This window comes from Janthinobacterium sp. SUN100, assembly GCF_030397705.1.
In the GTDB taxonomy this organism is placed as follows: domain Bacteria; phylum Pseudomonadota; class Gammaproteobacteria; order Burkholderiales; family Burkholderiaceae_D; genus Janthinobacterium; species Janthinobacterium kumbetense.
Window position 1 is genome coordinate 225,024 of the sequence record NZ_JAPUBU010000007.1, and the last position, 12,713, is coordinate 237,736.

The window sequence follows — 12,713 nt, forward strand, 5'->3', positions numbered from 1 at the left end:
TATTTTCCGCTGAGCTGGCTTAAGGGGGAAACCGCTCACGCGGCGGCGCTGGCGGCCGCGTCCTGCTTTGCCTGGGCCAGCGCCGTCAATGGCTTGTCGAGCAGATAACCCTGGGCCACGATGGGCAAGCCCGTGATGGCGGCGACGCGCTGCAGCGCAGCCAGCGCGGCCGGCGTGTCGAGGCGCTTGAAGACGACGCGGATTTTCGCCGCATGGCACAGGGTGACGAAGCTGGCGACGGCCTGCTCGTCGCTGAGGTTGCCCGCGTCGAGCTTGAACGCATGCGGGTGCAGGCGCTCCAGCATGCCCGTGGCTTCATGCACGCTGGCCACGTTGATGGCCAGACGGAAACCATTGCGCCGGTAATTGTCGGCCACATAGTTGAGCAGCCAACCCTGGTTTGGCGTCACCGTCGGCAATTGCAGCACGATGCGTTCGATGGGCAAGCCCAGCGCGTCGAGGATGCGCTGGAAGGCGTGGCCGTGATTGCTGCTGACGGCGCTCAACAGGCGGTCATGCACGTTCAGGTACAGGTCGGCCTGCTCCGCTTCCGCCTGCCGGAAAAAATTAATGGCGTGCAACATGCGGCACAGCCGGTCCAGTTCCACGGATTCATCGTCGCTGGCCGCATGGTCGAGCAAACGCCACAGCGACAAGCCCTCGTCCGCCTTCGACACGCTGCGCGCCAGGCCCTCGAACGCCACCAGCTTGCCGCTTTCGAGTTCGCGCAGCGGCTGGAAGGCGCTGGTCATGGTGCAATTGAAAAAGCGCCCCAGCGCCCTGCCCTCCCCGTCGAGCCAGACGCTGGTGCCGGCCTGGGTTTGGTGCGACAGGCGGGCCAGGTAGTTTTTCAGGACGGGAAATGGCATACGTGCTCCTTCATCGGGCTGCGCCAGCTGCCCTGATGGGGAAGGCGGCGCCAAAGTGTGCAGAGTAAGGCAGCACCAACCAAAGGAGAACGAATGGTTTCGCCATTTGATATGCGCCCAGCATATATGGCCGTAACAGCGGACAGCGCATAACGATAGTCGGAAACATTCGTTCCGGCGGCCTGTCCCGGCCTTTACTGTGGGCGTGTACCGATACCATCAGGAAGGGCCGCCATGTGCCAGTTACTCGCAATGAACAGCAGCAAGCCAGCGGCGCTGGGATTTTCCTTTGCCGGCTTTGCCGAACGGGGCGGACGCACGGACGAGCACCGCGACGGCTGGGGCATCGCCTATCATTCCAGTAGCGGCTGCACCTTGCTGACGGATCACCTGGCGGCCATCGATTCGCCGCTGGCGGCCCGGGTGCAGCAGCATCCCGTGAAAGCGAAAAACATCGTCGCGCACATCCGCAAGGCCACGCAAGGCCGCATCGCGCCGGAAAACACGCACCCGTTCGCCCGCGACCTGTGGGGCAAGACCTGGTCTTTCGCCCACAATGGCGACTTGAAAACGTGGCGCGCACCCGCCAATGGGCACTACCACGCCAGCGGCGACACGGACAGCGAACAGGCGTTTTGCCACTTGCTGGCCCGCTTGCGCACGCAGTTTCCCCTGGGCGAACCCGCGCGCGCCGACTTGCGCGCCGCCATCGCCGAGGTCGCCAAGGAGATCGCCGCGCACGGTACCTTCAATTTCATCCTGTCGGACGGCGAACTGCTGTTTGCCCACTGTTCCACGCATTTGCACTATGTGATACGCGAATACCCGTTTTCCGTGGCGCAACTGATCGACTGCGAGCGCAGCATCGACTTTCGCCAGCATAATCACCTGGACGACCGCATCGCCGTCATCGCCACGCATCCATTGACGCAAAACGAGGATTGGCTGGCGTTCGCCCCCGGCGAACTGAAACTGTTTGCCGGCGGCACCTTGCTGCCGGCAAACGATAGCGCGCAACAAGGCGTGTATATCCAGATCAGTTACTGAAGGGAAATATTCAAAGGGAGGAAATGGCCCGCCGCCGGATGGGCGGGCTGAGGTGCAAGACCGGCGTCAGGCCGAATTGCAGTTGCAAAAGCGCTTGCGCTTGGGGTCGCCGCTGGCGATGCCTGCGGGGTCAATCTGTTTCCAGCAAAAAATCGTTTCCACGCCATACGGCGAGCGCACATTGCCCGCCTCGACATACCCCTGCTTGACGAAAAAGGCCTGGCTGCTGGCCGTGCTGTGCAATTGCAGGGCCTTGATGCCCCACTCGCGCGCCTGCGCTTCCAGCTGTTCCACCAGCGCCTTGCCGGCGCCGCGGCCTTGCGCCTCGGGCAGCAGGTAGCACAGGGCCAGCTTGCCGGCGCGCGTCAGCAAGCCGACGCCGACGACGGCGCCCGCTTCGACTGCGACCAGCGAAAAATTGGTGGGCGACGCGAACCAGCACGCCACCATCTGCGGTGTTTTATTACCCAGCCAGGCTTCCAGGATGGCCGGATCGTCCCGATGATCGAGGCTGCAGCATTCGACGATGGAGCGTCGTAATACGTTGCACGCCTCGAAAGCGTCGGTCGATGTTGCAATACGAATTTCAAGACTCATGTACGCTCACAAAATATTCCAGTTGCCGATGCAGGCGGTTTTACCCCTGTATCGTGCGATTCGACTATACACCAAGCGGCGCTTTCGGGTTTTTTGCCGCACGCCACGGACCGGTTTTGCCTATGGCGCCATGCGTGCAGACTAAGTGCTGATGCGCATCTTGCCCACGAATGTTTCCAGAAATCGATATATGTTTTTTAGCGCAAACGGGAATCGAATCTAAGCATATTACGAAAAATTCGTTTCTTTTCCGGCCGGAATTTTAGACTATGTCTATCTATTCTCACAACAAGAGTTCAACATGACCCATTCCAACGCCGTATCGACTGCCGCAGCTACGCTCACCCAACGCTCGCGCCGCTGGTTCCTGGCCAGCGCCCTGGCCGCTTCCGCGGCCGCCATGAGCCTGCCGATGGCCGCCAGCGCCGCCGAACCGGTGGTCTTGCTGAACGCGTCCTACGACGTGATGCGCGAACTGTTCAAGGACGTGAATCCCGCATTTATTGCAGATTGGAAAGCCAAAACGGGCGAAACCATCACCATCAAGCAATCGCACGGCGGCTCCAGCAAGCAGGCGCGCTCCGTCGCCGATGGCCTGGAAGCGTCCGTCGTGACCATGAACCAGGCCAATGACATCGACATCCTCGTCGACCGCGGCCTGGTGGTGGCCGACTGGGCCAAGAAATTCCCGAACAATGCGGCGCCGTTCTACTCGACCATGGTGTACCTGGTGCGCAAAGGCAACCCGAAACACATCAAGGATTGGGACGACCTGGCCAAGCCCGGCATCAAGGTCATCGTGCCGAATCCGAAAACCTCGGGCAATGGCCGCTACACCTACCTGGCGGCGTGGGGCTATGCCGTGAAAAAAGGCGGCAGCGAAGCGCAGGCGCGCGAGCTCGTTACCAAGCTGTTCAAGAACGTGCCCGTGCTCGACGGCGGCGGCCGCGGCGCCACCACCACATTTACCCAGCGTGAAATCGGCGACGTGCTGGTGACGTTTGAAAACGAAGTGCAACTGGTGCGCGCCGAATTCGGCGACAACTTCGAAGTCGTGTATCCAAGCATCTCCATCCTGGCAGAGTCGCCGGTGGCCGTCGTCGACAAGGTCGTCGACCGTCGCGGCATCCGCAAGGAAGCCACGGCCTACCTGCAATACCTGTACTCGGAACCGGGCCAGGAACTGGTCGCCAAGCACTATCTGCGCCCCCGCTCGGCGGCAGTGGCGAAGAAATACGCAGCCAGCTTCAAGCCGATCACCCTGTTCACCATCGATGACGTCTTTGGCGGCTGGAAACAAGCGCAAAAGAAACATTTTGACGATGGCGGCGAGTTCGACAAGATTTATCAGAAGTAAGCTTGCGCCACATCAATAAAAAACCGGGACGAGTCCCGGTTTTTTTTATTGCCGCCGCCGCGTCACTGTTTTTTCAGCAGCAGCTTGAATTGCGGCAGCCAGCGCCCGTCCACCAGCATCTCGCTGGCCGCCTCATAGGCATCGCCCGACGGCGTCCAGCGCACGCGGTAGGTCAGCGCCTTGCCGCCGGCGCCCACGTATTGCGTGGCAGGAAAATCGAGGCCGCCGTCCGCCGGCAGCATCGTGCCGCGGCTGTAGCCGCCGCTGTTTTCCACATACAGAAAGGCCACCTTGCCTTCGGCGGCGTCGTGATAATACGTGGTTTCGCCCACGTAATCGGGCTTGCCGGGACTGCGCACCGTGTGCACGTCGCGCAGCATCCGGCCGCCATACAGCCACTGGAAACAGTGCTCATCCGTCTGCTTACCACCAGGAAACTCGCCCTTCCAGCAATGCCCGGCCAGGAAAGCCATCGGCTGCAGGGCAGCGACCGGTTGCGCCAGCGCGGCAGATGTGGGCAACAGCAGGGGCAACGACAGGAACGACAGCAAGCATGGACGCATGGCAAACCTCCGCGTGGATATACGGACGAGTATAGGCGAATAATATGCTTGCGGCGGCATCCGCGCACCATTTCCGCATATCGATATGCGCATCGATTCGTGGTCAAAAGCGCGCGCGCGCCGTACTCTGGCCATGTCGCGCCGCACGGCGTATTACGGGTACAAAGGAAATATCATGGCTATCTCGGAAGTAAATGTACGCAACCAATTTCGCGGCAAGATCAAGGAAATCATCTTTGGCCCCGTGGTGTCGGAAGTGGACGTGGAAACGCCGCACGGCATCGTCACGTCGGTGATCACCTCGCGCTCGATCAAGGACCTGGACCTGAAAGTGGGCAGCGAAGTCATCGCGCTGGTGAAATCGACGGAAGTGTCGATCGCCAAGATCCAGTAAGCATCGCCTGTCCATGCGCCGCGCCCTTGCCATCTGGCAACGGCGCGTGCGTCAGGGCTTGATATACACATAGCCTTCCTGCGCCTGCAGGCGGCTCAATTCGGCCACGCCTGACGGCACGATGACGGCTTCGGGCAGCACGCGCTGGCGGTCGATATTGCGTCCTTGCAAGGTGTTATTGCAGACGCGAAAGCTCACGCCCCGCTTGACCAGCTCGCGCACCGCCACGTCGTACGGAGTGCCCTGCTTGTCGATGGCGCCGTCGAGCAGGAAGTCGATGCCTGGACCGTGGGCGACCAGCACGATGGTCGCCTGCGGGCTGGCATCGAGGTGGTTGCGGATATTCCTCAGCGCGGCCGTGGCATTGCTGGCGTCATTGACGTGATACACGACCTTTTCCTCCTTCTGCGCCCCGTGGGCGGCAGTACAGGAGAGCAAGGAAAGAAGGATGGCGGCGAACCAGCGGCGTACAATTGTCATGAGAATTCCATATGGTGGCAGATTAAAAACATTGCCATCATATCAATCCCTGAACAAATAGGTAAACGTGCGGCTGACGGGCAGCTTTTCCGCGCTGCCGCGCAGCAGCACCTGCATGCGCTCGGCGTCGATGCGCTCGGCCGCCTCGATGGCTTTCACGTTGACCATGGTGCCGCGGTGGATTTGCCAGAACTGTTCCGGATCGAGGCCGCCCAGCAAATCCTTCAGCGGCGTGCGCACCAGCGCTTCCGAGCCGGCCAGCACCACGCGCGTGTATTTGGTGTCGGCCTGGAAGAACAGCACATCGTCGATATCGATCAGGCGGATCTGCTTGCCCACGCTGGCCTTGATCCATTTCAGTTTTTCGCGCGGCGGCGCGGGCAGCGCGGCGCGCAGCGACTGCAGCAGATGGGCCATGTCGGCCGGCTGGGCGCCCAGCTTGTCGCGCAGCCGGGCCAGCGCGCGCTGCAGCCGCTCGGCCTGCACGGGTTTCAACAGATAATCGACGGCGCCCGCGTCGAAGGCGTCGACGGCATACTGGTCATACGCGGTGACAAATACCACGTGCGCCCGCGTGCCGATACGCTCGGCCACTTCCAGGCCAGACAGGCCCGGCATGCGGATGTCGAGGAAGACCACGTCCGGCTCATGCTCGAGGAAACCGTCCCAGGCATCGTTGCCGTTTTCCGCCACCAGCACGATGCGCGCCTCGGGCCAGGCCAGCGCCAGCATCGTTTGCAGGCGTTCGCGCATCAGGGGTTCGTCTTCGGCGATCAGGATGGTGGGGTTCATGCGGCGGGCTCCTTCAGATTCATCGGCAACACGATTTCGGCGAGCACGCCCGCATCCTCGCCATTTTGCACGTGCACGCTGGCAGCGGCCGCGGCCAGCTGCAGCCGGCGGCGCACATTTTCCAGGCCCAGGCCGCCTCCGGGTGCACTCGCGGCGCCCAGGCCCACGCCGCTATCCTGCACGCGCAAGCGCATCGCGCCATCCCCGTCCAGCACGGCCGAGACGACGATCTCGCCGCCCCGCAGCGATGGCTCGATGCCATGCTTGATGGCGTTTTCCACCAGGGTCAGCAAGATCATGCTGGGCACTTGTATCTGCGCCAGGCCGGGCGGCAAGTCGAGGCGGAAAGACAGGCGCGCGCCCAGGCGTACCTGCATCACTTGCAGATAGGCTTGCACCACGTCGAATTCCGTTTGCAGGGGCACCTGGTCGGCGCGCATCTCGGCCAGGCTGGCGCGCAGGAAGGCGATCAGGTTGGCCGTCAGCGCGGCCGCCTGCGCCGCCCCGTGGGCGCCCTGCTCGGCCAGCTGCTGCACGGCTCCCAGGGTATTGAACAGGAAATGCGGCTCGATCTGCGCGCGCAGCAGGCGCAGCTGCGATTCGCTCAGTTCGCGCGCCAGCCGGTCGCGTTCGGCATCCTGCTGCAATTGCAGGGCCAGCGCCTCGTACTGGCGGTTGCGCCAGAGCACGACGATAGTCATCGGCACCATATATACCAGCCCGGCCGTCAGCGCGGCCCAGCCGCCCACGCGCGCGCCCCGCTCCAGCGCCGCGCCGATGGAAGCATGGCCTTCCAGCATCGCGCGCAGCACGCCGATCGCCACACCGGCCAGGGCCGGCACCAGCAGCAGCAACAGCACCTTGAGCTTGCGCTGCGCCAGCTTGCGGTAATTGAACCAGACCCCCAGCACGCCCCAGGCCATCGCCAGGCCCAGGACATTGCTGAACACCACGGCCTTGGCCCAGCCGACCTTGTCGGGCAGCAGCAAATGCAGCACGACGCCGATGCAGCTGAACAACAGCATCAGCCTGGCCGCCGCCAGGTAAAAGCCGGCGCCCCGGTACTTGAGCATGAAGGCGTGGAATTGCTGGCGCTCGATCGGCGTCAGGGTGATGAGCCGCAACGCCACCCAGCGCCGCCAGCCAGGCGGCAACTGGGCGGCCGTGTCCGGATGCGCAAGCACCGTGAGGGTTTCATCGTCGTAACAGCGATACCATCCGGCAAATTTTTTCCACATGCTGCGTTCTCCTTGTCGTGTCAATCAGGCATGAACGCAGTCTACGGCGCCCCTGTTGCAGGGCATAGCGTGGGGCGACGAAGCACGAAGCGGCAGGCATCAACGACGAAGCGCGCGGCGCCTGCCGGACCATGGCTGCCAATATTGCTGAAATAATACGAAGTTTCCAAGACGAAATCAATAATCGTGCAACAATTTTCACTACGGCAAGATTCGCCCCATTTATTTGCCAAATTGGCCGCTACACAGCCTGTGGCGCCCTTATCCCGTAGACATCGCTTGATCTTTAATGGTATTGTTTAAGCTTGGCAAATATTGCCTCCGAGATACACGCCGCGTCCCCGCGCGGCCCGCTTCCGGATTTGCGCGCAGCGCCCACGATGGCGCCCCAAAACTGCTTTCCCACATACAATCCCATGCTCAAAAAAATGTTCGCCGCGGTGCTGATGACGCTTTCGACAGCGGCCATCGCCGTGCCCTTCGGTTCCCAGTCGATCCTGGTGGTCGAAGACGGCACAGGCAAAGTCTTGCTTGAAAAAAATTCCAACGTGGTGGTGCCCATCGCCTCGCTGACCAAACTCATGACGGCCATGGTCGTGCTCGACTCCAAGGCCAATATGCAGGAAGAGATCAGCATCGACCGCGAGGATGTCGACACCTTGAAGCACAGCACCTCGCGCGTGCCCGTGGGCGCCACCCTGAGCCGCCACGACGTGCTGCAGCTGGCGCTGATGTCGTCCGACAACCGCGCCGCCGCCTCGCTGGCGCGCACCTTCCCCGGTGGCCCGACGGCGTTTGCCGTGGCCGTCAACGCCAAGATCAAGGCCCTGGGCATGCACCAGACCGTGATCGAGGAACCGACGGGCTTGTCGCCGAACAACCAGTCGACGGCAGCGGACCTCGTCAAGATGGCCGTGGCCGCCTCGCGCTACCCGGAAATCAGCCGCATCACCACCGATTCGAAGGACGTGATCCAGATCAAGGGGCGCGATGTGGAATACCACAACACGAACCGCCTGGTGGGCGCCAAGGGCTGGGATATCGGCCTGTCGAAGACGGGCTACACGAATGAAGCGGGCCGCTGCCTGATCATGCGCATCAAGTCGGCCGGCAAGTTCGCCACCATGATTTTGCTCAACGCGCGCGCCAATTCCGTGCGCGCCATGGACGCCGTCAACATCCGCCGCATGCTGGCGGCCGAAAACGGCATCGAAGAACCGAAGGTGATGCGCGCCTCCGTCAGCCGGCACAAGAAGGCGCCGGCGAAGCCCTCCAAACGCCGCCGCGCAAAATAAGCACGGCTGAGAAAACGCCCATGGCGGCGTTGCAGTGCCTGGCCGTACTAGCGTACTGCCTGCGGCACTGCGCCTTGCCCTGAACGTTTTGCAGGCGTGCTTTCATATCGGAAAACTACTTACTTCGCTTGCCGGTTGGTCATCACCACGCCGGCAATCGTCACCGCGCCGCCCACCAGCATCGAGGCGAGCACAGGTTCGCCCAGCAGCCCCGCCGCCAGCACGATGCCGAACACGGGCACGAGGTTGTTGAACACGGCCGTGCGCGACGGTCCCAGCGCTTTCACGCCTTCGTAATACCAGACAAAGCCGATTACCGTGCCGAACACGCCCAGGTAGCCGATGGCGGCCCACACTTGCCAGCCGAAGCTGTGCCACGGCACGGTGGGAAATTCCACGGCCGCCCCCACCAGCAAAAAGGCCAGGCCCCACATCGATGCATACGTGGTGGCGGCAATCGGCGACAAGCCCTTCAGCGCGACCCGGCCGATCAGGGTGTAGGCGGCCCAGCTGGAAATGCCGCAGAACATGAATACTTCACCCATGCCGATGCCGCCGCCCGTCCCGTGCAGCACGCCGGCCAGATCGCCGCGCGTGATGACGATGGCCGTGCCGCAAAACGCCAGCATGATGCCCAACCACTTGAAGGAACCGAGCCGTTCGCGGAACAGCATGGCCGAGGCCAGCGCCGTGACGATGGGATTCAGGGCCACGAACAGGGCCGTGCGTCCCGCCGGCATGCGCGACAGGGCCGCCAGGAAGCACAGGTTATATAAAAAGATGCCCGTCAGGCCCAGGGCCGCCGTCGTTGCCAGCTGCTTGCGGTCCAGGCGCGGCAAGCCCCCTTCCAGCTTCCACGCCAGCACGAGCAGCAACAGCACGGCCACGCCGAAGCGGCCGCTGGCGGCCGTCATGGGCGGCATCTGCTGCGCCAGCACGCGCCCGGCAATAAAAGTACCGCCCCAGAACAGGGCGACGAAGATCAGTTTGATGTAGACCAGCGGCGACTGCGCAGCGAGCAGCGGAGCCTGGGGTACGGCGGAAGAAGACATGGGATATCCTGTAAAGCCGCTTGTGCGGCGGGTGGTGTACGTATATATTAATACTAATATCAACTCATGAAATAATGAGCAAATACTCATAGCTCAACAAAACCACACCATGACCTTCACGCAACTGGAAATTTTTACCCTGGTGGCCGAACTGCACGGCTTTTCCGCCGCCGCCGCGCAGCTGGGCATCAGCCAGTCCGCCGTCTCGCATGCATTGAAGGCGCTGGAAAAGGAGATGGGCGTGGACCTGATCGTGCGCCACCAGGCCTCGGCCGAGCTGACGGACGTGGGCCGCCAGCTGCTCGTGCGCGCGCGCGAAATCCTCAGCCTGTCGGAAGCCATGCGCCAGGAAGCGGCCGATGTACTGGGCCAGCGCCAGGGCACCCTGCGCATCGGCTCCTTCGGCCCGACGTCTTCCTTGAATCTGCTGCCGGCCATCACGGCGCAATTTCGCCTGCGCTATCCGGGCATCGACCTGCGCATCGACGAGGGAGCAGACCATGAAGTGGTGCAGTGGATACGCGAACGCCGGGTCGATGTCGGCTTCGTCGTGCTGCCCGACGAGCGTTTCGATACGGCGCCGCTGGTGGAAGACCAGATGATGGCGCTGGTGCCGCGCAGCCACCCATTGGCGCAACTCGACACCATCACCCTGGCGCAGCTGTGCGAAGGGCCGTTCATCATGTCGGAGGCGGGCTGCGCCTGCCTGATCGAACCGCTGTTCGCCAACGCGGGCTTGCAGCCGAACGTGCCCTACCGCATCAGCCAGGTGATCACCATCCTCGACATGGTCAGCCGCGGCGACGGCCTGTCCATCGTCGCCGAACTGGCCCTGCCGCAGCGCCTGCGCGAGCAGTATCCGGAGCTGGTCGCCCTGCCGCTCAATCCGCCCGTCAGCCGCAAGGTGGGCCTGGCTGTGCGCGACCGGCGCCAGAACACGCCCGCCACCAACGCCTTTTTCGACGTGGCGAAGCAGATGGCGCCGACCCTGGCGCCCCGGCGGGTCTAAACACGACTTAAAAAGTCTCCCACTCCTCGGACTGTTCCGTCTTGCGGGCAGCCGCCTTGGCGACAGGACGGCTGGCGATGCGCTGCACGACAGGTGGGCGCGCCACCGGTTTGACAGGCGCCGGCGCCTGCCCCTCATCGAGCTTGAACACGCCCACCACCTGCGCCAGGGTGCTGGCCTGATCCTGCAGGCTTTCCGCCGCGGCGGCCGCCTCCTCCACCAGGGCCGCGTTCTGCTGCGTCACCTGGTCCATTTGCGCGATCGCCTGGTTCACCTGCTCGATGCCCGAGCTTTGCTCGGCGCTGGCGGCCGTGATCTCGCCCATGATGTCGGTGACGCGGCGCACGCTGTCGACGATTTCCTGCATCGTCGCGCCGGCCTCGTCGACCAGGCGCGCGCCCGAATCGACCTTGCCCACGGAATCGTCGATCAGCAGCTTGATTTCCTTCGCTGCGCCGGCGGAGCGTTGCGCCAGGCTGCGCACTTCCGTCGCCACCACGGCAAAGCCCCGTCCCTGCTCGCCCGCGCGCGCCGCTTCCACGGCCGCATTGAGCGCGAGGATATTCGTCTGGAAGGCGATGCCGTCGATGACGCTGATGATGTCGACGATCTTCTTCGACGAATCGTTGATCGAGGCCATGGTATCGACCACCTGCGCCACCACTTGCCCGCCCTTGCTGGCCACGCCGGACGCCGATTGCGCCATCTGGTTGGCCTGGCGCGCATTGTCGGCATTCTGTTTCACGGTGCTGGTCAGCTCCTCCATCGAGGCGGCCGTTTCTTCCAGCGAACTGGCTTGCTGTTCCGTGCGCGACGACAGGTCCTGGTTGCCGGCGGCGATTTCCGACGATGACACTTTCACCGATTCGCTGGCCGTGCGGATTTTCACGAGCACGGCGGCGATCTTGTCGATGAAGCGGTTGAAGGCGCCGGCGATCTGCGCCAGTTCATCCACGCCGGAAGCGTCGAGGCGGCGCGTCAGGTCGCCTTCGCCCGAGGCGATATCGTCGAGCGCATCGCGCACCAGTTCCAGGCGCTTGAGCATTTTGAACACCAGCAGCGACAGCAGCAGCGCCGCCAGCCCCGTCAACAGCGCGGCCGTGACGGTGGCCGTCGTCAGCATCGTCTGCAACGCTTGCATGGCTTCCTGCTGGTCCAGCACCACGGCCAGCAGCCAGTCGGTGCCCGCCACGCGCGTGACATACAGCTTGCCGTCGCGCTCGTTCAAGCGCACAGCCTCGCTCGTGCGCGTGCTTTCCAGGCGGTTGACCTGCGCGGCCGACAGCGCCGCATCGAGTTTCGCCACCGGCTGCAGGCTCAAATCCTTGTTCGCATGGGCGATGATGGTGCCGCTCTGGTCGACGAGGAAGGCAAAGCTGTGCGGCGTCGGCTTGATCGCCACCACGTTGGCGATCACGGTATCGAGCAGCACGTCCGCGCCGGCCACGCCGCTCAGCGCCTCTTTCGGCCCGACAGGCGCCGTGAACGACACCACCAGCTTGTGGCTGGCCGCGTCCACATACGGCGGCGTGAGCATCGGCACGCCCGCCTTGACGGTGTCCGTGTACCAGGCGCGCGCCGTGGGATCGAAATCGGCCGGGCGGCCCGGATGGGTAAACACGGAGCGCTTGTCCGCGTAGCCGATGAACACTTCCGCAAAATCGCCGGCCTTTTCCGCGATCTGGAAGGCGCGCAGCGGATCGGGCGTCTCGGCGGACATGACGATGGACGCCATGACCTTTTTCTTGCCATCGACCCATTGCGCCAGCACGGCCGACTGGCTTTGCAGCAGTTGCTGCATCTGCTGGTCCGACGACGCCAGCATGCTGCTGCGCGTGGTGACGTAATTGGCGACCGACAAGGCCAGCATGGACAGCACGACGATGGCCACGCAAATGAGTACCAGCCGCGTGCGAAGGGAAGACAACATGATGGACTCCTGGTTTTGATGTTAATGGAATGACACAGCGTTTTCGCCCTGCCACCCTGCCTTTGCATTTTCACACAAAAATTGGAACGA

13 protein-coding genes are annotated in these 12,713 nt (G+C 63.1%); 5 read left to right on the forward strand and 8 right to left on the reverse strand.

The annotated features are described in order from the left end of the window. Positions 1 to 35: 35 nt before the first annotated feature. Positions 36 to 869 (reverse strand): EAL domain-containing protein, encoded by an 834-nt coding sequence (locus tag O0881_RS27950; protein WP_077403090.1) that lies wholly within the window; start codon positions 867 to 869, stop codon positions 36 to 38. A 234-nt stretch (positions 870 to 1,103) separates the two neighbouring features. On the opposite strand from O0881_RS27950, the gene O0881_RS27955 reads away from it, so the two are divergent. Further along, positions 1,104 to 1,916 (forward strand): class II glutamine amidotransferase, encoded by an 813-nt coding sequence (locus O0881_RS27955; RefSeq protein WP_289913919.1) that lies wholly within the window; start codon positions 1,104 to 1,106, stop codon positions 1,914 to 1,916. 66 nt (positions 1,917 to 1,982) lie between these two features. Here the strand turns inward: O0881_RS27955 and O0881_RS27960 are convergent, their stop codons facing one another. Beyond that, on the reverse strand, positions 1,983 to 2,513 hold the full coding sequence (locus tag O0881_RS27960; RefSeq protein ID WP_099402317.1) for a GNAT family N-acetyltransferase: 531 nt from the start codon (positions 2,511 to 2,513) through the stop codon (positions 1,983 to 1,985). Between the two features lie 301 nt (positions 2,514 to 2,814). Between O0881_RS27960 and O0881_RS27965 the strand changes: the two genes are divergently transcribed. After that, entirely contained in the window at positions 2,815 to 3,870 is a 1,056-nt protein-coding gene (locus O0881_RS27965) for a sulfate ABC transporter substrate-binding protein (protein WP_099664405.1), read from the forward strand. 62 nt (positions 3,871 to 3,932) lie between these two features. On the opposite strand, the gene O0881_RS27970 is transcribed toward O0881_RS27965, so the two are convergent. Beyond that, positions 3,933 to 4,433 carry a hypothetical protein gene (locus O0881_RS27970; protein ID WP_289913920.1) on the reverse strand — a complete coding sequence of 167 codons (501 nt, stop codon included), beginning with the start codon at positions 4,431 to 4,433 and terminating at the stop codon, positions 3,933 to 3,935. A 175-nt stretch (positions 4,434 to 4,608) separates the two neighbouring features. Here O0881_RS27970 and O0881_RS27975 point away from each other — a divergent pair, with 175 nt between their 5' ends. Continuing rightward, positions 4,609 to 4,827: a TOBE domain-containing protein gene (locus O0881_RS27975; RefSeq protein ID WP_034757699.1), complete on the forward strand. Its 219-nt coding sequence runs from the start codon at positions 4,609 to 4,611 to the stop codon at positions 4,825 to 4,827. 51 nt (positions 4,828 to 4,878) lie between these two features. Here O0881_RS27975 and O0881_RS27980 read toward each other — a convergent pair whose 3' ends face one another. Genes O0881_RS27980 through O0881_RS27990 form a run of 3 tightly spaced genes read right to left on the reverse strand, consistent with a single transcriptional unit; the run spans position 4,879 to position 7,337 of the window. Further along, positions 4,879 to 5,307 carry a DsrE family protein gene (locus O0881_RS27980; protein WP_289913921.1) on the reverse strand — a complete coding sequence of 143 codons (429 nt, stop codon included), beginning with the start codon at positions 5,305 to 5,307 and terminating at the stop codon, positions 4,879 to 4,881. A gap of 42 nt (positions 5,308 to 5,349) precedes the next feature. Continuing rightward, positions 5,350 to 6,099 carry a LytTR family DNA-binding domain-containing protein gene (locus tag O0881_RS27985; protein WP_289913922.1) on the reverse strand — a complete coding sequence of 250 codons (750 nt, stop codon included), beginning with the start codon at positions 6,097 to 6,099 and terminating at the stop codon, positions 5,350 to 5,352. Beyond that, complete coding sequence (locus O0881_RS27990; protein WP_289913924.1) at positions 6,096 to 7,337, reverse strand: histidine kinase; 1,242 nt, start codon at positions 7,335 to 7,337, stop codon at positions 6,096 to 6,098. The genes O0881_RS27985 and O0881_RS27990 overlap by 4 nt, the downstream gene beginning before the upstream one ends. A gap of 416 nt (positions 7,338 to 7,753) precedes the next feature. Between O0881_RS27990 and O0881_RS27995 the strand changes: the two genes are divergently transcribed. Next, positions 7,754 to 8,632, forward strand: a complete 879-nt coding sequence (locus tag O0881_RS27995) for a serine hydrolase (RefSeq protein WP_152255233.1) — start codon at positions 7,754 to 7,756, stop codon at positions 8,630 to 8,632. 119 nt (positions 8,633 to 8,751) lie between these two features. On the opposite strand, the gene O0881_RS28000 is transcribed toward O0881_RS27995, so the two are convergent. Then, the gene (locus O0881_RS28000; protein ID WP_289913925.1) at positions 8,752 to 9,684 is read right to left on the reverse strand and encodes a DMT family transporter; all 933 of its coding nucleotides are present in this window, start codon (positions 9,682 to 9,684) and stop codon (positions 8,752 to 8,754) included. Between the two features lie 109 nt (positions 9,685 to 9,793). Between O0881_RS28000 and O0881_RS28005 the strand changes: the two genes are divergently transcribed. Next, positions 9,794 to 10,693, forward strand: a complete 900-nt coding sequence (locus O0881_RS28005) for a LysR substrate-binding domain-containing protein (RefSeq protein WP_289913926.1) — start codon at positions 9,794 to 9,796, stop codon at positions 10,691 to 10,693. Positions 10,694 to 10,700: 7 nt separating this feature from the next. Here O0881_RS28005 and O0881_RS28010 read toward each other — a convergent pair whose 3' ends face one another. Further along, positions 10,701 to 12,623, reverse strand: coding sequence for a methyl-accepting chemotaxis protein (locus O0881_RS28010; protein ID WP_289913928.1), 1,923 nt, complete (start codon positions 12,621 to 12,623; stop codon positions 10,701 to 10,703). Positions 12,624 to 12,713: the final 90 nt, after the last annotated feature.